The sequence below is a fragment of the Kribbella sp. NPDC048928 genome, assembly GCF_043197975.1.
In the GTDB taxonomy this organism is placed as follows: domain Bacteria; phylum Actinomycetota; class Actinomycetes; order Propionibacteriales; family Kribbellaceae; genus Kribbella.
Map to the genome: position 1 here is coordinate 44523 of NZ_JBICUC010000002.1, position 24619 is coordinate 69141.

The 24619-nt window shown below is 68.5% G+C and carries 23 protein-coding genes; 11 read left to right on the top strand and 12 right to left on the bottom strand.

The window, feature by feature from the left end:
• Complete coding sequence (locus tag ACGFI6_RS07065; protein WP_393115815.1) at positions 1–987, top strand: hypothetical protein; 987 nt, start codon at positions 1–3, stop codon at positions 985–987.
• A gap of 819 nt (positions 988–1806) precedes the next feature.
• Here the strand turns inward: ACGFI6_RS07065 and ACGFI6_RS07070 are convergent.
• From ACGFI6_RS07070 to ACGFI6_RS07085, 4 genes are read right to left on the bottom strand one after another with little or no spacing between them, the layout of a single operon-like run.
• Positions 1807–3177 (bottom strand): NAD(P)(+) transhydrogenase (Re/Si-specific) subunit beta, encoded by a 1371-nt coding sequence (locus ACGFI6_RS07070; protein ID WP_393115817.1) that lies wholly within the window; start codon positions 3175–3177, stop codon positions 1807–1809.
• The gene (locus tag ACGFI6_RS07075) at positions 3174–3479 is read right to left on the bottom strand and encodes an NAD(P) transhydrogenase subunit alpha (protein ID WP_393115818.1); all 306 of its coding nucleotides are present in this window, start codon (positions 3477–3479) and stop codon (positions 3174–3176) included. Before ACGFI6_RS07075 ends, ACGFI6_RS07070 begins: the two co-directional genes overlap by 4 nt.
• Entirely contained in the window at positions 3476–4600 is a 1125-nt protein-coding gene (locus ACGFI6_RS07080; protein ID WP_393115820.1) for an NAD(P) transhydrogenase subunit alpha, read from the bottom strand. The genes ACGFI6_RS07075 and ACGFI6_RS07080 overlap by 4 nt, the downstream gene beginning before the upstream one ends.
• Positions 4601–4643: 43 nt before the next feature.
• Positions 4644–5978, bottom strand: coding sequence for a dipeptidase (locus ACGFI6_RS07085; protein ID WP_393115822.1), 1335 nt, complete (start codon positions 5976–5978; stop codon positions 4644–4646).
• 119 nt (positions 5979–6097) lie between these two features.
• Between ACGFI6_RS07085 and ACGFI6_RS07090 the strand changes: the two genes are divergently transcribed.
• On the top strand, positions 6098–7033 hold the full coding sequence (locus ACGFI6_RS07090; RefSeq protein ID WP_393115824.1) for a hypothetical protein: 936 nt from the start codon (positions 6098–6100) through the stop codon (positions 7031–7033).
• On the opposite strand, the gene ACGFI6_RS07095 is transcribed toward ACGFI6_RS07090, so the two are convergent.
• Positions 7030–8442: a serine/threonine-protein kinase gene (locus tag ACGFI6_RS07095; protein ID WP_393115826.1), complete on the bottom strand. Its 1413-nt coding sequence runs from the start codon at positions 8440–8442 to the stop codon at positions 7030–7032. The two genes, ACGFI6_RS07090 and ACGFI6_RS07095, sit on opposite strands and share 4 nt — an antisense overlap.
• A 109-nt stretch (positions 8443–8551) precedes the next feature.
• Between ACGFI6_RS07095 and ACGFI6_RS07100 the strand changes: the two genes are divergently transcribed.
• The 8 genes from ACGFI6_RS07100 to ACGFI6_RS07135 all read left to right on the top strand — a co-directional run bounded on the left by ACGFI6_RS07100 (position 8552) and on the right by ACGFI6_RS07135 (position 16596).
• Positions 8552–9715 (top strand): hypothetical protein, encoded by a 1164-nt coding sequence (locus ACGFI6_RS07100; RefSeq protein ID WP_393115828.1) that lies wholly within the window; start codon positions 8552–8554, stop codon positions 9713–9715.
• A gap of 56 nt (positions 9716–9771) precedes the next feature.
• The gene (locus ACGFI6_RS07105) at positions 9772–10509 is read left to right on the top strand and encodes a metallophosphoesterase family protein (RefSeq protein WP_393115831.1); all 738 of its coding nucleotides are present in this window, start codon (positions 9772–9774) and stop codon (positions 10507–10509) included.
• A 17-nt stretch (positions 10510–10526) separates the two neighbouring features.
• Positions 10527–11657, top strand: coding sequence for a sensor histidine kinase (locus tag ACGFI6_RS07110; RefSeq protein WP_393115833.1), 1131 nt, complete (start codon positions 10527–10529; stop codon positions 11655–11657).
• Positions 11658–11667: 10 nt separating this feature from the next.
• Entirely contained in the window at positions 11668–12411 is a 744-nt protein-coding gene (locus ACGFI6_RS07115; protein ID WP_393115835.1) for a LytR/AlgR family response regulator transcription factor, read from the top strand.
• A 13-nt stretch (positions 12412–12424) separates the two neighbouring features.
• Complete coding sequence (locus ACGFI6_RS07120; protein ID WP_393115837.1) at positions 12425–12805, top strand: hypothetical protein; 381 nt, start codon at positions 12425–12427, stop codon at positions 12803–12805.
• Between the two features lie 41 nt (positions 12806–12846).
• The gene (locus ACGFI6_RS07125; protein ID WP_393115839.1) at positions 12847–14394 is read left to right on the top strand and encodes a cation acetate symporter; all 1548 of its coding nucleotides are present in this window, start codon (positions 12847–12849) and stop codon (positions 14392–14394) included.
• 226 nt (positions 14395–14620) lie between these two features.
• Positions 14621–14953, top strand: a complete 333-nt coding sequence (locus ACGFI6_RS07130; protein ID WP_393115841.1) for a DUF485 domain-containing protein — start codon at positions 14621–14623, stop codon at positions 14951–14953.
• Between the two features lie 11 nt (positions 14954–14964).
• Positions 14965–16596 (top strand): cation acetate symporter, encoded by a 1632-nt coding sequence (locus ACGFI6_RS07135; RefSeq protein ID WP_393118070.1) that lies wholly within the window; start codon positions 14965–14967, stop codon positions 16594–16596.
• A gap of 71 nt (positions 16597–16667) precedes the next feature.
• Here ACGFI6_RS07135 and ACGFI6_RS07140 read toward each other — a convergent pair whose 3' ends face one another.
• The 5 genes from ACGFI6_RS07140 to ACGFI6_RS07160 form a co-directional block, all read right to left on the bottom strand.
• Positions 16668–17249, bottom strand: coding sequence for a dihydrofolate reductase family protein (locus ACGFI6_RS07140; RefSeq protein WP_393115843.1), 582 nt, complete (start codon positions 17247–17249; stop codon positions 16668–16670).
• A 67-nt stretch (positions 17250–17316) separates the two neighbouring features.
• A complete protein-coding gene (locus ACGFI6_RS07145; RefSeq protein WP_393115846.1) occupies positions 17317–18147 on the bottom strand; it encodes an AraC family transcriptional regulator in 831 nt (276 codons plus the stop codon).
• Positions 18148–18185: 38 nt separating this feature from the next.
• On the bottom strand, positions 18186–19676 hold the full coding sequence (locus tag ACGFI6_RS07150; protein ID WP_393115848.1) for a CHAD domain-containing protein: 1491 nt from the start codon (positions 19674–19676) through the stop codon (positions 18186–18188).
• A 20-nt stretch (positions 19677–19696) separates the two neighbouring features.
• Positions 19697–19837 carry a hypothetical protein gene (locus ACGFI6_RS07155; protein ID WP_393115851.1) on the bottom strand — a complete coding sequence of 47 codons (141 nt, stop codon included), beginning with the start codon at positions 19835–19837 and terminating at the stop codon, positions 19697–19699.
• The gene (locus ACGFI6_RS07160) at positions 19834–20634 is read right to left on the bottom strand and encodes a methyltransferase (protein ID WP_393115854.1); all 801 of its coding nucleotides are present in this window, start codon (positions 20632–20634) and stop codon (positions 19834–19836) included. Before ACGFI6_RS07160 ends, ACGFI6_RS07155 begins: the two co-directional genes overlap by 4 nt.
• A gap of 28 nt (positions 20635–20662) precedes the next feature.
• Between ACGFI6_RS07160 and ACGFI6_RS07165 the strand changes: the two genes are divergently transcribed.
• Positions 20663–22234: a PLP-dependent aminotransferase family protein gene (locus tag ACGFI6_RS07165; protein WP_393115856.1), complete on the top strand. Its 1572-nt coding sequence runs from the start codon at positions 20663–20665 to the stop codon at positions 22232–22234.
• On the opposite strand, the gene ACGFI6_RS07170 is transcribed toward ACGFI6_RS07165, so the two are convergent.
• Both ACGFI6_RS07170 and ACGFI6_RS07175 read right to left on the bottom strand, forming a co-directional pair.
• Positions 22214–23206 (bottom strand): hypothetical protein, encoded by a 993-nt coding sequence (locus ACGFI6_RS07170; RefSeq protein WP_393115858.1) that lies wholly within the window; start codon positions 23204–23206, stop codon positions 22214–22216. The genes ACGFI6_RS07165 and ACGFI6_RS07170 overlap by 21 nt on opposite strands.
• Before the next feature lie 11 nt (positions 23207–23217).
• Positions 23218–24504 carry an MFS transporter gene (locus ACGFI6_RS07175; protein ID WP_393115861.1) on the bottom strand — a complete coding sequence of 429 codons (1287 nt, stop codon included), beginning with the start codon at positions 24502–24504 and terminating at the stop codon, positions 23218–23220.
• Positions 24505–24619: the final 115 nt, after the last annotated feature.

A 24619-nucleotide genomic window follows, 5' to 3' on the forward strand; every position in this document is an offset into this window, starting at 1 on the left:
TTGTTCGACTCGTCGGGTCTGACTGAGGACCTGCTTGCGGTGTACCGGGTCCTGCTGCAACGACCGGACCTCGGTCACGCAAAGCACCTGGACGAGCTCGCATCCGAGCTCGAACTCACCGTCGAGAAGACCTCGCGGGATCTGCAGAGATTGCGGGACCTCGGTTTCGTTGTCCCGAGCATGATTGAGGGCTTTGAGTACCCGCTGGATCCGGCGGTTACCTTCGGTCAGCTGGCAGCTGACCGGCAGCAGGAGATTGACGAGCTGACTGCGCAACTTCGCACCGATCAACTCGCCGCTAGCAAGTTCACCGCCAACCTTGCGAATTTCCTGGTCCAACGGACGACGCGCGACGTCGAGATTCTTCAAGGACGCGAACTCGCGAATCAAAGAATGCAACGATTCCGCCCCACGAAGTCAATGTGGGGACTCATGCAAGATGGCAGCACAGCTAACTGGAATCCCGAGGCTTTTCCCGATAGGAATCATCTTGAGAACGGCGTAGAGATGCGATATATCTACGCGGAGTCGTACTGGAAGCGGCCGGGTGCCCGGGAGATTCTGGAGTTTATCGCGGGCCTGGGCGGCAAGATCCGGATCGCCCCGTCGATTCCGTTCCGGCTGATCATCTTCGACAACGAGTCGGCGGTGATGGGGATCGATCCGGAAGACAACGCTGTCGGCGCTGTCGTTCATCACAGCCGGGCTGTGGTGCGGATGGCGGAAGAACTGTTCCTCGGGCTGTGGGACCAGGGGTTCACGCCGTTTGCGGGCGAGCAGTGGGCTCGCGAGGGTGGGATCAGCGGGCAGGAGGCTGAGTTTTTGCGGCTGCTGGTGCATGGGGCTACTGATGAGCAGGTGGGGCGGAAGTTGGGGGTTTCGTTGCGGACTGTGCGGCGGATTGCGGCTAAGTTGAGTGAGCAGGTGGGGGCTTCGGGGCGGTTCGAGTTGGGGGTTCGGGCGGCGCAGCGCGGGTGGGTGGATTAGCCCCAGTCCCAGGCTCGGGAAAGGGACAACGCATGGCAGGACAAAGTGTTCTCCTTGGGGCGCGGGAAGGGCGAGAGGAATGGGTGCGCCACCCGGACTCTCGGTATCGAAGTCAAACAGATGAATCAGGGTGCGGGCAACGGAGCGCCCTGGCCGGGGGAGGTCGTTGGCCGGGGGCGGCCAGGTGCCTGCAGGGTGGACAGGACGTATATGACTGGCACCTGCTGTTCGCCCGCCTGAGCACCATCCCAATTGCCCGCCAGTAGACGTATACGTCCTGTTCACCTTGCACACCCCACCCGCCAAGCGCACCAACCACACCCCGCCCCCGCCCAGGTCGCCTTTGCGGAACATTCTTGCCAGCAGACGCACAAAAGTTTCCGCAAAGATCCCCATCCCCCACCCGAGAACCCAACACCCAACCGGGAGCCGCACAAGCCCGAGCAGGACGCACAAACCGCAGGCCCCCAGGGCGCGAGTACGGGCGCAGGAGGCGGGCGCGGGCCCGCGAGCCCCGGTGCGCCTGGCCCGGCTGCGCTGGACGAGAGCGAGGCCCCGGGAGCGCGAGGAGTGGGGGCGAGTACCCCGGTAGCGCCTGGGCCGGGTACCCCCGGGAGCGCCGGTGGGTCGCGGGGCCGATGTCCCGGGACCACCGGAGGCGTGGGCGGGCACCCCGGAAGCGCATGGGGTGGGTGCTCCCAAGGACGCGTTGGGGGCGGGTACCCCCGGGACGCGTGGGGCGGGTACCTGGTCGCGCGAGGCGCCGGGTGCGCTGCGCCCCGAGTGTGCGGGGCGCGGGCGCGGGGCGGGGGTGTGGGGTTAGACGGTTTTTAGGGCGGTTAGGAGTTTGGTTAGGGAGTCTCGGGCGTCGCCGAAGAGGAGGGTGGTTCGGGGGTCGTAGAGGAGTTCGTTCTCGATGCCGGCGAAGCCGGGGCGCATGGAGCGTTTGAGGAAGATGACGCGTTGCGCCTCGTCGGCGTTCAGGATCGGCATGCCGTAGATGGGGGCCGAGGGGGTGGTGCGGGCGGCGGGGTTGACGACGTCGTTGGCGCCGACGACGAGCACCACGTCGGTGGTCTTGAAGTCGCCGTTGATGTCGTCCATCTCGCGCAGTTGCTCGTACGGGACCTGGGCCTCTGCCAGCAGTACGTTCATGTGACCAGGCATCCGCCCCGCCACCGGATGGATCGCATAGTCGACCTTCACGCCCCGGCCCTGCAGCTCCTCAACGAGGTCGCGGAGCGTGTGCTGCGCCTGCGCCACGGCGAGACCGTACCCGGGCACGATGATGACCTTGTTCGCGTACCCGAGCAGGATCGCGACGTCCTCCGGCCCGGCGGAGATCACCGGCCGATCCGACGCCGTACCGGCACCCAACGTCGACCCGCCACGCACAGCCCCGAACAGGATGTTGAACACGGACCGCCCCATCGCGTCCGCCATCAGCTTCGTCAGCAACGTACCGGCCGCGCCGACGAGCGTGCCCGCGACCAGCAGCAGCGTGTTGCCCAGGACGTAACCGCCCGCGGCCACGGTCAGACCGGTGAAGGCGTTCAGCAACGAGATCACGATCGGTACGTCGGCACCGCCGACCGGCAGGACGAGCATCACGCCGATCGCGAGACCGATCAGGCAGAGCAGTACGCCGACCCACACGCGCGGGTCCGACACCAGCCACACCCCGAGCGCGATACCGCCGAGCAACGACGCGACGAACAGCACCGGCAGCCCCGGGAACGTCACCGGCCGGGTCGTCATCAACTCCTGCAGCTTGGCGAACGTCACCACCGAACCGGAGAAGCTGATCGCGCCGACCAGGATCGTGAACGCCGTGGCGATCGCCGCAACGGTAGCGTCCGCGGAGACCTCGTCGAGCTCGAGCAGCGCGACCAGCGCGGCAGCACCGCCGCCGACACCGTTGAACAAGGCAACGAGCTGCGGCATCTGGGTCATCTGCACCCGCCGCGAGCCGATCACGCCGCCGATGGTGCCGATGATCAGCGCGATCAGGATCGGCGCCAGGTGGTCGGGCTTGTACGCCGCGAACGTGATGATCACCGCGAGCACCGCGCCGGCCGCACCGATCAGGTTGCCGGTCCGGGCGCTCCGCGGCGAGGACAGCGCCTTCAGCGCGACGATGAAGCAGACCGCGGAGACCAGATAGCCGATCTGGGCCCAGGTGGGGATCACTTGTGCAGCTCCTTCTTGCGTGCCGCCGGACCCCTGAACATCTCCAGCATCCGATCCGTCACCACGAATCCACCGACCATGTTCACCGTCGCCAGCACGACGGCCAGCAGCCCGACGATCATCACGATCACCGAGTCGGTCGCGCCGGTGACGATGATGGCGCCGACCAGGATGACGCCGTGGATGGCGTTCGCCCCGGACATCAACGGGGTGTGCAGCGTCGAGGAGACCTTGCTGATCACCTCGACCCCGACGAACGCCGCCAGGACGAAGATCGTCAGCAACGCGATCGATTCACTCACGAGGCCGTTCCTTTCAGGAGCTCGCGGGTTGGCTCGTGCAGTACGGCGCCGTCGTGAGTGACGCAGCAGCCGCGGACGATCTCGTCGTCGAAGTCCGGGTCGAAGGCGGCGTTCCGCGTCATCAACCGGATCAGGTTCGCGATGTTCTGCCCGTACAGGCGGGAGGCCGGGCCGGCCATCTGGGACGGTACGTTCGCGCCGCCCCAGACCAGTGCGTCGCCGATCGTCAGCTCGGTGCCGGCGACCGAGCCCTCGACGTTGCCGCCCTGCTCGGACGCGAGGTCGACGACCACCGAGCCGGGCTTCATCTGCTCGACCATCGAGCGCGAGACCAGCATCGGGGCGGTCCGGCCCGGGACCGAGGCGGTGGTGATCAGCGCGTCCGCCGCGGCGACGTACGGCGTGAGCAGCTCACGCTGGAGTTGCGCACGCTCCGCGGTCATCTCGCGGGCGTAGCCGCCGGGCCCGTCGAGGGTTCCGAGCTCGAGCTCGATCGGTACGGCGCCCATCGAGGCGATCTCCTCGGCAGCGGCCGTCCGGACGTCGTACGCCTTCACGACCGCGCCGAGGCGCTTGCAGGTGGCGATCGCCTGCAGGCCCGCGACGCCCGCGCCGAGGACGAGGACCTGGGCCGGCGGGACCGTACCGGCGGCGGTCATGTTCAGCGGGAAGAACCGGGGCAGGCGTTCGGCGGCGACGATCGCGGCGCGGTAGCCGGCGACGAGGGCCTGCGACGACAGCGCGTCCATCGACTGGGCCCGGGAGATCCGCGGCACCAGCTCCATCGCGAACGCCGTCAGCTTGGCCCGCGTTGCGGTGCGGACCACATCCGGCGGGTTCGTCGGCAGGAAGGACATCAGCGCCGTACCGGCGTGCAACCGCAGCAGGCGTTCGCGTTCCAGCGGCTGCACCGACGCCACGATGGTCGCCGCGTGGTCGGCGCCCCAGGCAACCTCGGCGCCGGCGTCGCGGTACTGGTCGTCGGAGAACAGCGCGCGTTCGCCGGCGGCCGGCTCGACCGCGACCTCGTAGCCGAGCTCGATCAGTTTCGCGACTTGTTCCGGCACCAGTGCGACCCGGCGCTCGGCCGGTCTGGTCTCCCGTACGACTGCGATCTTCACTCGCCGAAACCTATGCCAAACACTGGGTCGCCGGAAAGCCCGGTCATGACTGGTTTGCGAGGTTCTGCAGCAGCAGGGCCTCGGCGAGGCAGACCTTGCGGAACTCGGCGAGGTGCAGGCCCTCGTCGATGCCGTGTGCGCGGGTGTCCGGATCCTCGACGCCGGTGACCAGGATGGTCGCCTCCGGGAACGCCTGCTGGAACTCGGCGATGAACGGGATCGAGCCGCCCATCCCCATGTCGATCGGCGCCACTCCCCAGGCTTCCTGGAACGCCGAACGGGCCGCTTCGTAGCCGGCGCCGCGCGCGTTCACGCTGCAGGGCTGGCCGTTCTGACCCTCGGTGACGGTGACCTGCGCGCCCCACGGCGCGTGGTTCTCCAGGTGGACACGCAACGCGTCACTGGCCTTCGCGGCGTCGTCACCCGGCGCCACCCGCAGGCTCACCTTCGCCCGCGCGACCGGCACCAGCGTGTTGCTCGCCTCGGCCACCGACGGTGCGTCGATGCCGACCACGGCGACCGCCGGACGCGTCCAGAGCCGGTCGACCAGCGAACCCGAGCCGGTCAGCCGAACGGAGTCGAGCACCGAGGACTCGGCCCGCAGCCGGTCCTCCGGGTACACGACGTCGGCCGCGCGCGAGGCGTGCAGGCCGTCGACCGCGACGTCGCCCTTGTCGTCGTGCAGGGTCGCGAGCAGCCGGCACAGCGTCGACAGCGCGTCCGGGATCGGGCCGCCGAACAGGCCCGAATGCACTGCGTGATCAAGCGTTCGAACCTCGACGTACGCCTCGACCAGGCCACGCAGCGAGACGGTCAGCGCCGGGTGCCCGACCTCCCAGTTGCCGGAGTCGGCGATCACGATCGCGTCCGCGGCGAGCTCCTCGGTGTACTCGTCGAGCAGCTGCAGCAGGGTCGGCGAGCCGATCTCCTCCTCGCCCTCGACGAACACCGTCACGCCCACCGGCAGATCGTTGCCGAAGGCCCGTACGGCGGCGAGGTGCGCGGCGATCCCGGCCTTGTCGTCGGCCGCGCCCCGCCCGTACAGGCGGTCGTCACGTTCCGTCGGGACGAACGGGTCGGAGGTCCACTGCTCCACCGGGCCGGTCGGCTGGACGTCGTGGTGCGCGTACAGCAGGACGGTCGGCTTCCCGGCCGGGGCCGGCTTCTTCGCGATCACGGCCGGGGCACCGTCGCCGGCCCGGACGATCTTCACGGTGAAGCCCTCGGCCTCGAACAACGCGGCGGTCGCCTCCGCGGACCGCTGGACGTCGGCCGCACGGGCCGGTTCGTAACTGACCGAGGGGATCCGGATGAGGTCCTCGAGGTCGGCACGGACGCTGGGCAGAACGCGGTCGATCGCCGCTGACAGATCGGTCATGCGACAACCGTACGGCGTCCGTTCGCGGAGCTGACGCCCAGTTGGCCCTCGCGCGTTACTCGTTACCGATTTACTCTGAAATTCTCGTAGGTTTTCGCCCACAACCGAAGAGGATCACCATGGTCAACCGCCCCCTTGCCATCGTCGTCACGGTCCTGGCCGCGGGACTCACCGCCGCCACACCGTCGTACGCCGCGATCAGTTGCGACACCGCGACCACCGGCGGGTCCACGTTCTACGACGGACCGTCCGCGTCGAAGAAGTACGACGCCCGCTTCAGCAACAGCGCGAGCATCCCCAACCTCAGTACGTACACCCCACAAGGCGCCGGTACTTGGTACAACTGGGACGGCTCCGGCAAGAACCTGCTGCTGGTCGCGGCGTACCGCGCCGGTGCCGACTCCGAGATCTACGGCATCGACCCGGCCAACGGGTCCACGGTCGGTGTGGTCGCAATCGCGGAGTCGCACGTCGGCGGGATCACTGTGAGCAAGGGCTGGGCGTTCGTGTCCGGCGCCGGCAGCAGCATCCGCAAGTACCGGCTGACTGAGCTCCGGGACGCCTTGAAGGCCGCCGGTACGCCGTACCTCGGACAGGTCGGTACTGCACGGGACGTGGCCGGCTCGTCGTTCATCGGCAGCTACGGCGACTCGCTGTTCGCGGGGACGTTCAACGACACCGGCCGCGGGACCATGTACGAGTACAAGATCGCCGACGACGGCACACTGACCACCATGGCCGGCGCCTGGGAGATCCCGACCAAGACGCAGGGCCTGACCGTCACCGCGAACCACTTCATCTACAGCACCTCGTACGGGCGTGGGAATCGCAGCAACATCTACGTGGTCAAGCGTGGTCAGAAGGACCTCGACGCGGCCGCACTGAGCTGCTTCCGCGCGCCGAGCATGACCGAGGGCATCACGGAGTACAACGGGACCGCGTACGTCGTCTACGAGTCCGGGTCGCACCTGTACGCGTCTGACCCGGCCACGTTGAACGTCATCCCGCGCATGCACAAGGCAACCATCTCCTCGCTGACGTCCCTGGTCCCTTAGGGGGTGTATTGCGCGGAGTCCAGCACCTGCTGCCGGGTCTTGTCGTCCTTGGCCCGGACCTGGATCCGGAGGAGGAGCGTGTCGTTCTTCACCAGCTCGTACTGCTCCACAACAGGCGAGAGGTTGTCGCAGGTGTAGGTGAAGGTGACGACCTTCCCGGACGGCTCCCGGTCGGCTGAGCTGCAGCCCTCGGGGACCGTGGGGTTCACCGGTAGCTGGTTGGCGTTGACGACTCCGAGGTAGACGCCTTCGGTCTGCGTACCCGACTGCCAGTCGGCGGCGTCCGTGCTGACCAGCAACGACTGGTCACCGGTGGCCTTCTCGTCCCACTCGCGAGGGACCTTCACGGACAGTGGTGGGTTCTCGACCTTCACCGGACGGGTCAGGACGTACTCGTAGCCGCCGTACCCACCGCCCGCAGCCAGGACCACGGCGGCCAGTGCTGTGAGGACACCGGCTCGGCGGGAACGCTTGGGCTTCGCGGCGACCGTTGGCTCGTTGGAGCCGGCCAGGGCGGTCGCCTGGTCGACCGGTGCGGTCGTCCCGGTCGGCGCGGGCATCTCTGCGGCCGGCACCAGCCTGGCTGGAACCTTGCCGGTGGAGTACGCCTCACGCAGCGCGTTGAGGAAGCTGTCGAGGTCCGGCCAGCGCTGGTCCCGGTCTGGCTCGAGGGCACGCCGTACGACGACGTCGATCGCGTCCGGGATGTCCTCGCGCAGCGTGCTCATCGAGGGCGGTGGCTTCTCGATCTGCATGACGGCACCGAGCGTGGCGACACCGTGCGGGGCCTGGCCGGTGAAGGCGGCGTACGCGACCGCGCCGAGCGAGTACAGGTCGGCGCGGTGGTCGAGGCGCTCGCCCATCACCTGTTCCGGAGCGACGTACGCCGGGGTGCCGCCGGGCATCGTGATCCGGGAGACCTCGGCCAGCGACTTGCCCAGCCCGAGGTCGGACAGCATTGCGCGGTCGCCGTTCGGATCGCTGCGGAACAAGACGTTGGCCGGCTTCACGTCGCGGTGCAGGACGCCGCGCGCGTGCAGGTGTTTCAGGCCGCGGCCGACCTGGCCGATGATCCGGACCGCCTCACCGAACTCGAGCGGCCCGGCCTTGATCCGGTCCGCGAGCGTGCCGCCGTCGGCGTACGTCAGCACCATGAACGGGCGGCCGTCGTCGGCCTCACCGATGTCGTGGACGCCGACCACGTACAGCGAGTCGACCTTGCGCAGGAACCGGCCCTCGGCCAGGAACCGGCGGCGCACATCCTCGTCCTCGACCCAGTTCTCGGAGAGGATCTTGACCGCTACCTCGGCGTCCAGTTGCTCGTCGCGGGCCAGCCAGACGGTCGCGAAACCTCCGGCACCCACCCGGCGGACCAGGGAGTACCGGCCGATCCGGGGTGGCTGGTCCATGGCGCAATTATGCTCGATCCGTTCTGCGACCGGTTCGCTGGAGTGAACAAAGGAGCATTTTCCGGCGTCCGACCAGGAAGTACCGACGGAATTTCCTAGGAGAACACCGATGAGCGTGCAGAACGGCCGCCTGGTCGCCCTGGTCGCAGCTGTCGCCGTCGCGGCCATCACCGGCGGCGGCGCCCTCGCTTCCCGCCAGGGCCCGGCCGACGCGAACGGCTCCGCAACCCCGCTCTCGACGTCCCCGTCGACCGCCCCCAGTACGCCGGCACCGACCACCACCACGGCGAAGCCGACGCCTACCAAGGTGCCGCCCTCCACAACACCGACCGGCCTGGTGAAGACCAAGATCGTCCTGAAGAATTTGACCCAGGGCAGGGCACCCCAGATCACGTACCTGGCCGGCCGCACGATCCGCGGCGGCGCCGGCGAGGACGTCAAGGTCCCCGGCACCGCCCAGATCCAGGCGGTCGCCCGCCTCGGCGGCTCCTCCTTCGCCGTCGTCACCAAGAAGTTCGGCACCGAGTTGCTGACCTTGAACAACGTCACCGGCGAAGTCACCCGCCGAACGCCTGATGTCACCCAGATCGTCACCACCGACAACGGCAGCGCCGCGGCGTACATCGCCACGCACGTGAAGGAGACCGGTGAGGAGACGGCCGGCGCCACCGTCTACGCCGAGGAGGCCAACAGCGACGTCTGGCCGCGGACGATCACCGTCCCAGGCGTCTGGAACGCCAGGATCCACGGCTACTTCGACGGCACGGTCTACTTCGACGCGGCACCGACGCAGTCCGGGGCCACCGTTCTCTATCGGTGGAAGCCCGGCGAACCGAAGGCCATCGCGATCAAGAGCATCCCGAATGCGCTGGCAATGTCCAGCGCGGGTACGGCGGGTTCGCTGACCACGCTGTCCGACCAGAACAGTTGCAGCAGCCTCCTCGCCGTTCCGGCTGGCACGCGTCTGTGGCGGACCTGCGACTACATGATCACCGGCTTCACGCCGGACGCGGCGACCGTGATCGCCGGCCCGAAGTACCAGGACGGCTACGGCGACGGCATCGCGGCTGTTCTCGACGCGAAGAACGGCGCACCGCTGCACGAGTGGTCCGGCGTGTTCCGGCAGGCGATTCCTGAGGACGACCAGCACCTTCTGCTGCTCGCCGACGACGGCGAACAGACCCCGGCGTCGATCATTCGCTGCACGATCTCCAGCGGCGCCTGCGAGCTCGCGACCCCGCTCGCCAAGGGCGACCTGCGGATCGGCGCCTGATCTGCCCTGAGCAGATGTCCCAGCAGAACAAGGGGTTTGGCAGCAGACTGGCGCGCATGGAGCGGATCGCTGTGCTTGCTGACGTTCATGGGGTACTGCCTGCGTTGGAGGCGGTGCTTGCGGAGGACGACGTACGGTCGGCCGATGCAATCGTGCTGGCCGGGGACATTGCCAGTGGGCCACAGCCCGTGGAGACGTTGGACCTCCTGACCTCGTTGGGCGACCGCGTGGTGTGGGTACGGGGCAACGCGGACCGGGAGCTCGTGGAGATGGCTCACGGGACGTACGCCGCGGAGCCGCCGGACGCGGTGAGCCCGTGGGCGGCTGAGCAGTTGCATGCGGACCACGTGGAACTACTGGCTGCGCTGCCGACCACGGTGACGATCGGGGACGTGCTGTTCTGCCACGCCACTCCGCGGGACGACGAGGAGATGGTGCTCGTCGACAGTCCGATCTCCCGATGGGAACAGGTGTTCACCGGGCTGCCGGACGAGGTCAGGACGGTGGTGTGCGGGCATACGCACATGCCGTTCGCCCGTCAGGTCGACCGGCGGCTCGTGGTGAACGCGGGCAGCGTCGGCATGCCGTACGGCGCACCTGGTCCGTCCTGGGCGCTCCTGACGTCAAACGGCGTACAGCTGCGAAGGGCTGCGCTTGACGCGTCTAAGGCAGCACAGCGGACCGTCAGCGAGTCGACCTACCCAGGACGTACCGGCTGGGTGGAGGAGTACCTCCTGAGCACCTACTCCGACACGGAGGCGCTGGAGGCGTTCAGGCCGCGTGCGGAGGTCTGAGCGGTTACCGTCAGGGGGTGTTCGCGCGCCGGCGGAAGCATTTCGGGACTCCGGCCGACAAGGCGACGTATGCGACCCTGCATACCGCCTCGTTGGCCAGCCCGCACCTGCGCGAAGGCCTGACGCCCGCCGCGGCCGGTAAGGCCAGCCGCCACCTCAGGGACCTCCTCGGTACCGCGGCCATCGCCATCTGCGACTCCTCCGGCGTACTGGCCTGGGACGGCGTCGGCGGGCCGTACGAGAGCAACCACCGCCGCGACGCCAAGGACCTGGCCGCGCCGACGCTCCGCTCGGGCCGTACTGCGGTACTGGGTGCGCATGACGTGGCGTGTGGCGACCCGCAATGCCCCATCCGTACTGCGGTGGTCACACCGATCGTCACGGAGGAGCGAGTCGTTGCCGTACTGGTCGCCTACAGCAACAGCACGTCGGCCGCACTGGTCAGGGCGACTGATGAGGTCGCTCGCTGGGTCTCAGGACAGGTAGAGCTCGCAGAGCTGAACAAGGAGCGCACCCGCGCCATGGAGGCCGAGCTGCGCGCTCTGCGGGCGCAGATCAGCCCGCATTTCATCTACAACGCGCTCGCCGCTATTGCGTCGTTCGTGCGCACTGATCCGGAGCGGGCGCGTGAGCTGCTCCTGGAGTTCGCTGACTTCTCCCGGTACGCACTGCGACGTGGGGGCGAGTTCACCACGCTGGCGGACGAGCTGCGCAACGTGGAGCGGTACCTGGTGCTGGAGCAGGCCCGATTCGGGGACCGGCTCAAGGTGTCGTTGCAGATCGCTCCTGAGGTGCTGCCGGTGGTCATCCCGTTCCTGGTCGTGCAGCCGCTCGTCGAGAACGCCGTACGGCACGGTCTGGAAGGTACGAGCGGCGTCGGCAACATCACGATCCGCGCGCATGACCGGATCAGCGAGGCGGAGATCAGCGTCGAGGACAACGGCGCCGGCAGCGACCCCGAGGTGATCCGCGCGGCGCTGTCCGGCGAGTCCAGCAGCGACTCGGTCGGCCTCGGCAACGTCGACGCGCGGCTGCGGCAGGTGTACGGCGACGCGTACGGGCTGGTTGTCGAGACCGCCGTGGACGCCGGGACCAAGGTGACGTTCCGGATCCCCAAATACTCCTCAGGAGTGCATGCGTCCCCTTAGAGTGCGCTCTATGGCCGACTCTCCCCTGCGCGCGCTGGTTGCGGACGACGAGGAGCCTGCGCTGGCCGAACTGGTGTACCTGCTGGGGCAGGACCGCCGGATCGGGGAGATCCGCACGGCCTCGAACGGGCCGGACGCGCTGAAGATCCTGCAGGCGACCGACCTGGACGTGGTGTTCTGCGACATCAAGATGCCTGGTCTGGACGGCATCGACCTGGCCAGAGTGCTTTCCAAGTTCGCCAGCCGGCCGCAGATCGTGTTCGTGACGGCGTACGACGAGCACGCGGTCGCGGCGTTCGACCTGGAGGCTACGGACTATGTGATGAAGCCGGTCCGGCAGGAGCGACTGGCTGAAGCGGTACGCCGCGTGGTCACACAGGGCTCTCCGACCGCACTGCAGTCACCGGACGAGACAGAGGATGAGGTGATCCCGGTAGAGCTGGCCGGCGTCACCAGGTTCATCCAGCGCTCCACAGTGCGGTACGTCGAGGCCCAGGGCGACTACGCCCGCCTGCACACCGGCCAGAACTCGCACCTCGTACGGATCCCGCTGAGCACACTGGAGGAGCGCTGGAGCGATGCGGGCTTCACACGCATCCACCGGAGCACACTGGTCGCGCTGCAGCACGTGGACGAGATGAGGGTGGACGGCGGCCGCTGCGCGGTCAGGGTGGGCGACGACTGGCTCCCGGTCAGTCGACGGCACACGCGGGAGCTCCGCGACCTCCTGGTTCGTTCGACCTCACTGCGATGAGACGGCGGCCGCGATGAGTACCCCGGAGGGCCCGCGCCGGGTCCGCGTCACCAGCCCGCGCGCGAGCGCCGCCCGTCGCCCGCTCACCCCCACGGGTACGCGAGAGATCGACGAGCAGACCCGTCTCGGCCAGGTGTACATGCAGTCGCTGATCCAGTCGCAGCTGCGCCTCACGCTCGCAGTCATCGGCGGTGTCGTACTGGTCCTCGGCAGCATCCCCCTGCTGTTCTGGCTGGTCCCACCGACGCGCACGCTGTCCGTCCTGGGCCTGCCGCTCCCCTGGGTGATCCTCGGCATCCTGGTGTACCCCGTGGTGTACGTCGCGGCGCGCATCTACGTCCGCAACGCCGAACGCATCGAAGCCGAGTTCACCGAGTTCGTAGGGAGGCAGTAGAGATGTCTCCGGCGATCAGTGTGGCTGCTATCGGATTGGTGGTGGCAGCGACGATCGGGATCGGGTTGTTCGGGCTGCGGATCTCCCGGACCACTAGCGACTTCTACGTGGCCAGCCGGGCGGTTTCACCGCGGTGGAACGCGTCAGCGATCAGCGGCGAGTACCTGTCCGCCGCGTCGTTCCTCGGCGTCGCCGGACTCGTACTGGTGAACGGTGCCGACATGCTGTGGTTCTCGGTCGGCTACACCGTCGGGTACCTGATGCTGCTGATCCTGGTCGCGGCGCCACTGCGCAGATCCGGCGCGTACACGTTGCCGGACTTCGCCGAGATCCGCTTCGAGTCAGCTGCCGTACGGCGGATCTGCGCCGGCCTCGTCGTCGGCATCGGAACGCTCTACCTGCTGCCGCAGTTGCAGGGCGCCGGTCTGGCCGTCCAGACCGTCACGGGGGCGTCACCACAGGTCGGAGCCGCGGTCGTAGCAGTCATCGTGGTGATCAACGTGGCCGCGGGCGGGATGCGCTCGATCACGTTCGTGCAGGCCTTCCAGTACTGGCTCAAGCTGACCGCACTGGCCGCGCCGATCTTCATCATCCTGCTCCTCTGGCACCAGCCGACCGGTGTCCTCGACTCACTGCACGGAGCGGCCGCCGAGTGGGCCGAGCCGCTGTCCCGCGCGGGTGGTCGCGACCACCCGTTGTACGCGACCTATTCGTTGCTCCTGGCCCTTTGTTTCGGGACGATGGGGCTCCCGCACGTACTGGTCCGCTTCTACACCAACCCGGACGGCCGCGCGGCCCGGCGTACAACTGTCGTCGTCCTGGCGTTACTCGGGCTGTTCTACCTCTTCCCACCGATGTACGCGGTACTTGGCCGGACGTTCGCGCCGGACCTCGTAGCCACCGGTGGCGACACCGTGGTGCTCGAGCTGCCCGGGCGAGTTTTCCCTGGTACAGCAGGGGATCTGCTCGGTGCACTGGTCGCGGCGGGCGCGTTCGCGGCGTTCCTGTCGACGTCGTCCGGGCTGACCGTCGCGATCGCCGGCGTGATCGACCAGGACCTGCTGCGGAGCAGGCTGCACCGGTGGACCGGTGGGGATTACGTCGCGGTGAACAGCTTCCGGATCGCGGCACTGCTCGCGATGATCGTGCCGTACCTCGCGTTCACGGGCACCGGCGCGCTGAGCCTCGCGGACACTGTCGGACTCGCGTTCGCGCTGGCCTCGTCGACGTTCTGCCCGCTGCTAGTGCTCGGGATCTGGTGGCGACGGATGTCGACGACCGGCGCAGCGGCCGGGCTGGTCGTGGGCGGAATCGCTGCCAGTGCGGCCGCCTTGGTGAACGTGTCCGGTGGACCGCAGGGTGGTTGGCCGCGGGCGCTCGTCGGCCAGCCGGCCGCGTGGACGATGCCGCTCGCGTTCCTCACCGTCATCGTGGTCTCCAAGCTGACCCCGCACCGCATCCCGGCCGGCGCCAAGCGCAGCATGGTGCGCCTGCACACCCCGGAAGCGGTCGACGTGGATCGCGGACCCGGACCTGCAGCACTCATCAACCGCGCCACAGGCCCCCTCCGGCCGCCCCCGCACGCCTGAACACCGCCGCCCGCCGGACGTTGGTGAGTGCTGGGCGTCCGCCGCTCGTCGTGTGGTTCCGACCGCTCGTCGCAGCGGGGTGATCCACCGGTCGACTGGTCTGCTCCGCTGAGCGACCGGTGCGCGCCGGTGCTGTCGAGCGGCCGTGACCCAGGCCACAGTACGAGCCAGCAACCTCGCCGGCCTCGACTCCGCCCGGCTCGTTCCCCTTTGGAGGTCCCACGCGATGAGTGATACCCGCGATCCGGACCTGTCGACGTACCGGGATGTCCAGTTGTCACCGGACTTCTCCGAGCTGCGCCGCCGGTTCCGCCGCTTCGTGTTCCCGATGACCGCACTGTTCCTGGTCTGGTACTTCGTCTACGTCCTGCTCGCCGACTACGCGCACGGGTTCATGTCGCACAAGGTCGGCGGCAACATCACCGTCGCGCTGCTGTTCGGCCTCGGCCAGTTCGTTTCGACGTTCGCGATCACGATGATCTACGTCCGCTGGGCGGACCGCCGGCTCGACCCGGACGCCGAGAAGCTGCGCCACCAGATCGAGGGAGAACCGCAGTGACCGCCCCCCTGATGTTGCCGCTGGCAACAGACATCGGCAACCCGACCGTGAACATCGTGATCTTCGCGCTGTTCGTGCTGGCCACGCTGGCGATCGTGTTCCGGGCCTCGCGGAACAACAAGACCGCGGCCGACTTCTACGCCGGCGGCCGCTCGTTCACCGGCCCGCAGAACGGCATCGCGATCTCCGGCGACTACCTGTCCGCGGCGTCCTTCCTGGGCATCGCCGGCGCGATCGCGCTGAACGGCTACGACGGCTTCCTGTACTCGATCGGCTTCCTGGTGGCGTGGCTGGTCGCGCTGCTGCTGGTCGCCGAGCTGATCCGGAACACCGGCCGCTTCACGATGGCCGACGTGTTGTCGTTCCGGCTCAAGCAGCGGCCGATCCGGATGGCCGCGGCGATCTCGACCCTGGTCGTCTGCTTCTTCTACCTGCTCGCACAGATGGCCGGCGCGGGCGGTCTCGTCGCCCTGCTGCTCGGCGTCGACGGCAAGACCGGTCAGGGACTCGTGATCGCCGTCGTCGGCATCCTGATGATCACGTACGTACTGGTCGGCGGCATGAAGGGCACCACCTGGGTGCAGATCGTGAAGGCCGTACTGCTCGTCATCGGCGCCGGGATCATGACGCTCTGGGTGCTGGCGAAGTACACCTTCAACCTCTCCGGCCTGATGGGCGCGGCCGTCGACAAGAGCCCGGCCGCCGGCGACAAGTTGCTCGGCCCGGGCCTGCAGTACGGCGTCACCGGCATCACCAAGCTGGACTTCATCTCGCTCGCGCTCGCCCTCGTCCTCGGTACCGCAGGCCTGCCGCACGTACTGATGCGCTTCTACACCGTGCCGGACTCCAAGGAGGCGCGTCGCAGCGTCAGCTGGGCGATCTGGATCATCGGCATCTTCTACCTGTTCACGCTGGTCCTCGGGTACGGCGCAGCCGCGATCGTCGGGCCGGACCGGATCAAGGCAGCTCCCGGCAAGGCGAACTCGGCCGCCCCGTTGCTCGCCTTCGAGCTCGGTGGTGAGGTGCTGCTCGGCGTCATCTCGGCGGTCGCGTTCGCGACGATCCTGGCCGTGGTGGCCGGGCTGACGATCACCGCGAGTACGTCGTTCGCGCACGACATCTACGGCCAGATCATCAAGAAGGGCCAGATCACCGGCGACGGCGAGGTCCGGGTGGCGCGTTACACCGCGGTCGTGATCGGCATCGTCGCGATCCTCGGCGGCATCTTCGCGAACGGGCAGAACATCGCGTTCCTGGTGGCGCTCGCGTTCGCGGTCGCGGCCAGTGCGAACCTGCCGACGATCCTGTACTCGCTGTTCTGGCGCCGGTTCAACACCCGCGGCGCACTGTGGAGCATCTACGGCGGCCTGGCCTCGACGATCATCCTGATCATCTTCAGCCCGGTCGTCTCCGGCAAGGTGGACAAGAAGACCGGCGCGAGCCTGTCGATGATCACCGACACCGGGATCGACATCCACTGGTTCCCGCTGGACAACCCGGGCATCGTCACGATTCCGCTCGCGTTCCTGCTCGGCTGGCTCGGCACCGTGACCAGCAAGGAGAAGGTCGACGTCGACAAGTTCGCCGAGATGGAGGTCCGCTCCCTCACCGGTGCCGGCGCCGAAAAGGCGGTCCAGCACTAGCAGGTGTTCTACCCTGAAGACCTGTCAGGCAGGCCCTGCTGAAGTGACGCGGTCCTGCCTGACAGCCCCAACTATCGGCGTACGCGATAGCTCAGGTGCAGCACCCGATTGCCCTGGAGTACCACGTCAGGGTCCTCCAGCAGATGCTGCGCCTGGACCGATCCGAAGTAGCGTTTGCCGGACCCGAGCACGACCGGTACGACGTCCATGCGCACCTCGTCGACCAGACCCGCGGCCAGCATCTGGCCGCCGACGTCGCCGGCCGCGACCTCGACCACGCGGTCGCCTGCAAGCTCCTGCGCCTTCGCCATGGCGGCCTCGACGCCGTCGACGAAGTGGAACGGCGCCTCGAGGTCCCAGCCCTCCGGCTCCGGCCGGTGCGTCACGACAATCACGTGATCGATCCCGGCCGGCGGCTTCCCGTCCCAGCCGTCCGTCAGGTCGAACACGTGCCGACCGGCGACCGTCACCCCGATCTGGTCCCAGTACGGGCGGGTGTAGTCGTACGACACCTGCGACACCCTCACGAATCCGCTGTCGTCCAACGGGACGTCACCGTTGGACAGCCACTCGAACAGCGGTCCAGGCTGATCGTTCTCGTCCGCGACAAAGCCGTCCACCGATACCGAGCTGTACATGACAACCTTGCCCACGGAACTCTCCTCAGCTTGGGGATGTCCCAAAAAGTAGCGCGTCGGGAGCCGTCGCTCTTGTAAGAAATCAATCGGCCGGCAGCGACCAGCTGTTCAGCACACTGCCGGGATGCTCGCGCAGGAACCGGCGCCGGACCTCGACGTACTGGGTCGGAGTGAGCCCGGTGAACTCGCGGAACTCGTGGCCGAAGTGTGCCTGGTCGAAGTAGCCGGCCCGACCCGCCAGGTCGCCCCAGTCGATCGGTCCAGCGGGGTCGATCGCGAACACGGTGGCGGTGAACCGGTAGCAGCGGGCCAGCCGCTTCGGCGTGACGCCGATGACCTCCTTGAACCGCTGTGCCAGATGAGTACTGCTGACACCGGCCGCCACGCTCAGGTCGCTGATCGCCACTGCCCCACCGGTCGACGCGATGACGCTGCTCATCTCGCGGACCAGCCCCAGGCCGGCGGTCTCGGACAGCCGGCGGCTCAGCTCCTCCTCGAGCAGTGCCAGCATCTCGTGCGGCCCGCCTGCCATGGCCAGCCTGTCTTGCAGCTCCGCAACGACATACCGGCCCCAAACCTGCTCGATCGTCACCGGCCGGTCGCACAGCTCGCCCACGGGCATCGGCAGGAACGGTGCCGTACCCCACGGCTTGAAGTGCACGCCGACGGACCGCGTCGGGTTTGGGTAGCTGAACTCGTACGCATGGGTGGGCATCGTGATCACACAACCGTCCGCGTACTCGGCCGCCTCGAGATCGCGGCCGCCGCGGATCCGGAACGGCGCCCCGAGGTTGACGATCAGCAACGCCGACGGCGTCGGCGGCAGCATCAGCCGGGCGTACGGCGGCGCGCCCTCCAGGTAGTAGAGGTCGTCGATCAACCCGTCCAGCGGCGGCCGGGGCACTCTGGACACGTACTCCACGCCAACAGCATCGCAGACGCCATCGAGTGCTACAGGGTGAATTCGAGGGTGGGCCAGAGTTCGTAGAAGGCGTTGCGGGAGGCGTTGCCTCGGGCTTCCTCGGTGGCGTGCAGGCGGCCGTACGTGAAGGGGTTGCCGCCTTCGGCGTAGACCTCGAGGGCAAGGGCGTGCAGGAGCTCGCGGGAGACGACGGAGTCCTGGTGTTCGCCGAGGATCTCCTGGACCTCCTCGGAGCGGGCGGCCAGAGCGGACGCATCGTCGCCCAGCACCGGTACGGCGGACTCGGCGGCGTACCGCAGGCGCTTGGCGGCCTTTCGTACTTCGTGCAGCTCGTGGTCCTGCTCCGCGACCGTGTCCGCGTCCTGCGAGCGAAGGACCGCCTTCCGCATCCGTTGGTAGTCGTGCGCGAGCAGCTCTCCCACCTGGCGCTTGGCCTTCAGGTCGTCGCTCGTGACGGGCGGCTGCGCGACCAGCTCGTCCAGCGCGTCGAGCAGCCGGAAGTAGCGCGTACTCTCCAATGCGGCCAGCGCCGCGGTGCGTCCGTCGCGGTACACCGCGCGCAGATGATCGTCGATCCGTCCCGCGACCCGGCCCATCACCAGCTCGACCGGCTGCTCCGCGACCTCGGCGGCGAAGTGTTCGCGCTGCACTTCGGCGTCCCGCGCGGCACCCAGCTCACCCGCGAGCCACTTCAGCTCCGCGCGCAGCTCGTCGCCCGCGGTGCGGTCGATCACCGGGCGGTACGTCGCCAGCGCCGACCGCAGGCGCCGCGTCGCGACCCGGAACTTGTGGATCGAGTCCGGCACGTCGCGCCGTACCTCGGGGTCGCGATCGCGGATCGCCTGCAGCTGCGCGCCGGCGTACGCGCGGAACAGGTCGGAGGTCCGCGGCTTCTTCGGCAGCGCCCAATCGTCGTACGCCGGTACACGATCGCCGAGCGCCCGGGCCAGCTTGCTCGGACCACTCGCGGGACGGGCCCCGGCGGACCGGAGCAGCTCGCCCGCGTCGTCCAGCAGCAGGTTGTCACCGCCGACGAGCTCGACCTCCCACTCGCGCCAGGTCTGCGGCTCGTCGCCCTCGACCGTCGCCGTCACCTGGTCGTCGGCAACCTCCGCAAGCACATCGCCCTCCGCGTCTAGCAGCCGGTGAACGATGCGCCAGGTCTGCAACGTCACGACCGGGAGCAGCTCGCGGTCGCGGACGTGCACCCGGACCGTACGGACGACGGCGATCGGCACCTTACGGACGGATCGGCCGAGCGGATGATGCACCTCGAGCCGGCCGGACGCACCGGGGAACTTCACATGCCACCCGTCGTCCTCGCCGCCGGTGCGGCGCCGGAGCGTCACCTTGTGGGCGGCTAGGTCGAGGTCGGCGGTGTCGTAGTACACCGCCTCGAGATGCAGCTCGACCGGTTGCGCGACGCTCGCAACACCGGGCAGCTCGTGCAGCGCCGGCAGCACCACACTGTCGTCGACGTCGTACTTCGTCTCGATCTCGAGCTGCTCGGTCGCTCCCATCCCCCTTGTTTACCAGCCGTTCATGAACACTCCCTGAGTTCGTCTGCCAATCGTTGTAGATCGCGATCGGCGACCGGTCCGGCGGGAGGACGGAGTTGGCGGCGCCGGTTGCGGTTCAGTCCCCAGCAGACGAGCGCGATCAGGATCACCAGTCCGATCATGTGCGGCCCACTCCTTTGAAGAACGTGTAGTGGAAGGTGCCGCCGGGTTCGGCGGATCGCTCCAGGTCGCGGATGCCCGCGTCCCACTCGGGCCCGGTCCGCAGCCCGGCGGCGATCGCGCGTTCGCGGACCGACCCGACCATCGCGATGAACGTCTTCCGGGTGAATCCGTCGACGAGGTGCGGAAGGTTCTCGTCGGCATACACGGTGCGCGGCCCGACCTGTACGTCGTCGTACCCGGCCTGTGCGAGCAGCGGCTGAAGCCGTCGCCCGATGAGTGAGTCGCCACCCGCCGCAGCCTGTAGGTCGACAAGGCAGTCGACGACCGCTTGCGCCCGTGGACTGCGCGGGTGGAAGAAGGCCGACCCGTGGTCGCCCTCGATGACCGTGATCGTGCCGCCGGGGTTCAGCAATCCCCGGAGCCGCGTGAGGGCAGCGACGGGGTCGACGAGATGTTCGAGGACGAAGCAGACGAAGACGTGGTCGAACTTCTCGTCCGGCAGGTCGTGGAGATCCGCGTGCCGCCAGTCGACGGTCGCGTCCGGCGCGTGCTCGGCGACTCTGGCCTTCGCCTGGGCGAGCGACTCCTCGGAGATGTCGATCGAGACCAGCTCGATGCCGGGGTTGCGCGTCACCAGCTGGACGGTCTGCGCGCCGACGCCGCAACCGGCCTCCAGTACGCGGCTGCCGGGCGGATAGGTCGTGCCGCCGTGCAGGAGGTCGGCGAGCGTACCGGCCTGGTCGGTGAGCCGGCGGGTCTCCGCCGGGGTGTAGCCGTGGACGTAGTCGGTTCCCATACCTCCACGGTCGCGCCACAATGGTCCTGTGAACAGGTCCAATCCGGGTGGAAGTGGCAGGTCCATAGGCGGCGCAGACTTCCTTCAGCTCGACCCATCGGAGGCACCCGCAGGCGGCCTCGCCGACTGGCTGACCGACCGCCTGCGGACGGCGATCTCGAGCGGCCACCTCCCGATCGGCGCCCGCCTGCCCGCGACCCGCACGCTCGCCGCCGACCTAGGCATCTCCCGCGGCGTAGTCACCGAGTCCTACCAACGCCTCACCGAAGACGGCCAGGTCGCCGGCCACGGCCGCTCCGGAACAGTAGTCCTCGCCGCACCGATCACCCCCAGCCGCAGCCGGCCGGCAACAGTCGTTGGCGCCGCGTCGGTCGCGGACCGCTCGACAGGACGTAGTCGTCTACGTATACGAGCTCGCACGCCTGAGACCGCGGCCGGGAGCGCCGATTTCACCGACACCTCCTGTCCTCCTGCAGATGACCTCCAGATCTTCGACAGCCTGCGGTCGGCGCCGGCGCGGATCGACCTGACGCCGGGGGTCCCGGACCTGGCGGCGTTCCCACGTGCAGCATGGTTGCGCGCCGAGCGGGCGGTGCTGACGGAGCTGCGGTCAGCAGAGTTCGGGTACGGCGATCCCGCCGGGACTCCGGCGTTACGGCGAGCAGTGGCGGCGTGGCTGGCGCGCTACCGCGGGATCGTGGCCGACCCGGAGGACCTGATCGTCGTCGCCGGGGTCGCGCAGGCGATCGGCATCCTGGCGCAGGTGCTCGATCGGCACGGCTTCCACGAGATCGCTGTCGAGGACCCCGGCTCGCTCGGCTCCCGCCAGCACCTGCAGGGCTGGGGCATGCAGACGCCACCAATCCCCGTCGACGACCGCGGGCTGCGCGTCGACGTACTGCGCGAGTCCAAAGCACCCGTTGTGATGACAACCCCGGCCCACCACTTCCCGACCGGCGTGGTGCTCGACGGTGAACGCCGGCGCGAACTCATCCAGTGGGCGACCGACGGCGGCCTGATCATCGAGGACGACTACGACGCCGAGCACCGGTACGACCGCCCGCCGGTGCCGGCCCTCCGCGCAATGCTCCCCGACCGAGTCATCTATCTGGGCAGCGTCTCCAAGCTGCTCGCACCGGCGCTCCGGATCGGCTGGATGCTCGCACCCCCGCAGTACTCGGACGAACTGATCGCCCGCAAGCGCCTCGCCGACCTCGGCAACGCAAGCCTCCCGCAACTCACGCTCGCGCACCTGATGGAGTCCGGCGAACTCGAACGCCAGCTCCGCTTCCTCCGCCGCCGGCACCGCACCCGCCGCGACGCAATGGTCGCCGCGATCCGCGAACATTTGCCAACAGCAACCATCCACGGCGCCGCCGCCGGACTGCACCTCACGATCACCTTTGCCGGGAACGAGAACGACGCCGCCCTCGCCGCCGCAGCCCTGGAGGCCGGCGTCAAATGCCACCCGCTCTCCTGGCACTGCCAGCTCCCACACACCCCCGGCCTCGTCCTCGGCTACGCCGCCCGCACCCCCACCGAGATCACCGAAGCGATCGAGACCATCGGCAAGCTGAGCTCAGCGCGTGTAGAGCGATGACATCGCGAGGGCGAACTGGGTCATCAGGTCGGGGTTGATCGCGCGTGCCGGGAGCGGGACCAGGTCGACGAGCTTGTCGTCGCCGACGCGGATCGTCGTGCGGCCGGTGGCGGTGTCGACGTAGCCCTCGTCGCCGAGCGGTACGGACTGCGACGTGGCGGCCTTGCCGAGCGGGGCGATCAGGGCCTTCGCGTTCGGCGTCCGGCGGACCGAGGTCGACAGCACGCTCGTCGAGGTGATCCAGCCGCAGACGATGTCGCCGAGGATGGTCTGGCTGTCGCGACGCGACATCGCCGGCGCACCCATCACCTTCTCGGCCGCGGACGATCCGCGATCGCATTCCTGGCGAGTGATCGACTGTCCCGGATCGGGCAGCCCGGACACCTGGGAGACGGCGTTCTGGGCGATGACGACGTACTTCGCGAGCGTCGCCTTCGGCCCGGCGATCTTGTACAGCTTCCCGCCCAGCAAGAACACCACGAACGTGCTCGTCCCGTACCCGCCCTGGCCGACGACCGCAGGCAACGCCTTCTCGCGTTTCGTCGCCGCGTACGCCTTCTGGCTCGCCGCCAGTGTCGCCGCTGTTGCCGGGAGCACCGAGGTCTCGACGTTCAGCACCGGACCGTTCCGGCTTGCGCTGAGCGTCAACTGACAGACGTCGTACGTCGGGAGGCCGAAGTCGACCGGTGGCGTCGTGGGCTGGATGTTCGCGACAGGCGTCGCGAGCGTGGTCCGTACGAGCGTGGCATCCATCCGTACGCAGAGGGTGTCCGCGATCTTCGACGGATCGCTCGGGGTCCCTGAAGGAGTCTGCGACGGGGTCTGCGAGGGCGTCTCCGACGGGGTGTCCTCGGGCGTACTGACCGAGACCAGCGGCGGCACGCTCGGCGCGGTCTCCTGCCCAGGACTCCCACAGCCCGCGAGCAGTACGGCGGCCAGCCCGGAAGCGGTCACTACACGGCGGATACGCATGATGACAGAGACTAGCTCGCGGCGCGGAGCTCTCTTTCGCGGACGGCGTGTTCGTCGGTGCGGGCGTCGTACCGCCAGAACTCGCGCAACCAGACCGAGGTGGCGATCACGCCCGCGACGCACAGCACGCCGCCGCTGACGATCGCGGTCCGGACGGTGGTGAGGTCCGCGACCAGACCGGAGCGGGCCTGACCGCCGAGCGGGCCGAGCGAGTACCCGAGCATCTCGATCCCGGCCAGCCGGCCACGCATCTCGTCCGGGATGGTCTGGTTCCAGATCACCGACCGGAACAGCACCGACACCATGTCGAAGGCGCCGGCCAGCGCGAAGAACCCGATCGCGAACCAGATGTTCGGCGCCAGCCCGGCGATCCCGACCGCGGCGCCCCAGCCCATCGTGGCCAGCACCACCGCCCGTCCCTGATGGTGGACATGTTTCGCCCAGCCGCTGGTCAGGCTGGCGCACATCGCCCCGATCGCCTCGGCGCTGTAGAGCAGCCCGAGCAGCCTCGGTTCCTTCAGGACGTCGGTCGCGAACGCCGGGAACAGCACGATCGGCATCGCCAGGAACATCCCGACCATGTCGACCAGGTACGTCGCGAGCAGGTCCTTGCGCCGGAACGCGTACACGATCCCGCCGCCGATCGCCCGCAGACTCGGCGCCGTGGCGTGCTCGCGCGAGCGGTACGACCCGAGGCGGGCGTAGAGCAGTGTCGCGAACACGATGCCGGTGAGCTCGACCGAGAAAGCCCAGGTCACGCCCACCGAACCCACCAGCACACCGCCCAGCGCCGGTCCGGCGAGCTGGCCGACCTGCGAGGTCAGTGAGCTCAGCGCGACCGCGGCGGGGATCTCCGCGTGCTTCACCACCCGCGGCAGGAGCGCCTCCCGCGACGGCCGCTGCAGCGAGGACGCGACCGCATTCAGGGCACCACAGACGTAGATCAGCCAGACCTGCGGGTGCGGGAGCAGGGTGTTCACGACCATCAGCGCCGAGATCAGCACCTGGGCCAGGCCGGTGCCGACGAGCAGCTTGCGGCGTTCCACATGATCCGCGAGCGCACCGCCGTACAGGCCGAACACGATCAGTGGCGCGATCGTCACCAGACCCATCGCGCCGACCGCGAAGTTCGATCCGGTGAGTTGGTAGAGCTGGTACGGGAGGGCGACGTACCCGACCATGCCGCCGAGGAAGAAGACCGAGCCGGCGACCAGCAGGATGCGGAAATCCCGGGAACCGCGCCACGGGGTGAGATCGACACGCAACCGGGCCAGACGCGTGCGGAGACTTGCTGCCACCGTCACATACTGACAGGTCCGACCGGCCTGGACGAACCTTATTGTCCGCCACCTTTTCCATCAGTATCGAATGGATCCGGACCGGACCCGGTTCCGTCCTAGCGTGGAACCGATT

What these genes read in the sequence shown, in the direction of transcription:
- ACGFI6_RS07095 (WP_393115826.1), bottom strand. Translation starts at nt 8,442, where the DNA reads ATGGACCAGCCACCCCGGATCGGCCGGTACTCCCTGGTCCGCCGGGTG.
- ACGFI6_RS07085 (WP_393115822.1), bottom strand. Translation starts at nt 5,978, where the DNA reads ATGACCGATCTGTCAGCGGCGATCGACCGCGTTCTGCCCAGCGTCCGT.
- ACGFI6_RS07155 (WP_393115851.1), bottom strand. Translation starts at nt 19,837, where the DNA reads ATGATCGGACTGGTGATCCTGATCGCGCTCGTCTGCTGGGGACTGAAC.
- ACGFI6_RS07130 (WP_393115841.1), top strand. Translation starts at nt 14,621, where the DNA reads ATGAGTGATACCCGCGATCCGGACCTGTCGACGTACCGGGATGTCCAG.
- ACGFI6_RS07120 (WP_393115837.1), top strand. Translation starts at nt 12,425, where the DNA reads ATGAGTACCCCGGAGGGCCCGCGCCGGGTCCGCGTCACCAGCCCGCGC.
- ACGFI6_RS07135 (WP_393118070.1), top strand. Translation starts at nt 14,965, where the DNA reads ATGTTGCCGCTGGCAACAGACATCGGCAACCCGACCGTGAACATCGTG.
- ACGFI6_RS07100 (WP_393115828.1), top strand. Translation starts at nt 8,552, where the DNA reads ATGAGCGTGCAGAACGGCCGCCTGGTCGCCCTGGTCGCAGCTGTCGCC.
- ACGFI6_RS07170 (WP_393115858.1), bottom strand. Translation starts at nt 23,206, where the DNA reads ATGCGTATCCGCCGTGTAGTGACCGCTTCCGGGCTGGCCGCCGTACTG.
- ACGFI6_RS07150 (WP_393115848.1), bottom strand. Translation starts at nt 19,676, where the DNA reads ATGGGAGCGACCGAGCAGCTCGAGATCGAGACGAAGTACGACGTCGAC.
- ACGFI6_RS07115 (WP_393115835.1), top strand. Translation starts at nt 11,668, where the DNA reads ATGGCCGACTCTCCCCTGCGCGCGCTGGTTGCGGACGACGAGGAGCCT.
- ACGFI6_RS07160 (WP_393115854.1), bottom strand. Translation starts at nt 20,634, where the DNA reads ATGGGAACCGACTACGTCCACGGCTACACCCCGGCGGAGACCCGCCGG.
- ACGFI6_RS07105 (WP_393115831.1), top strand. Translation starts at nt 9,772, where the DNA reads ATGGAGCGGATCGCTGTGCTTGCTGACGTTCATGGGGTACTGCCTGCG.
- ACGFI6_RS07090 (WP_393115824.1), top strand. Translation starts at nt 6,098, where the DNA reads ATGGTCAACCGCCCCCTTGCCATCGTCGTCACGGTCCTGGCCGCGGGA.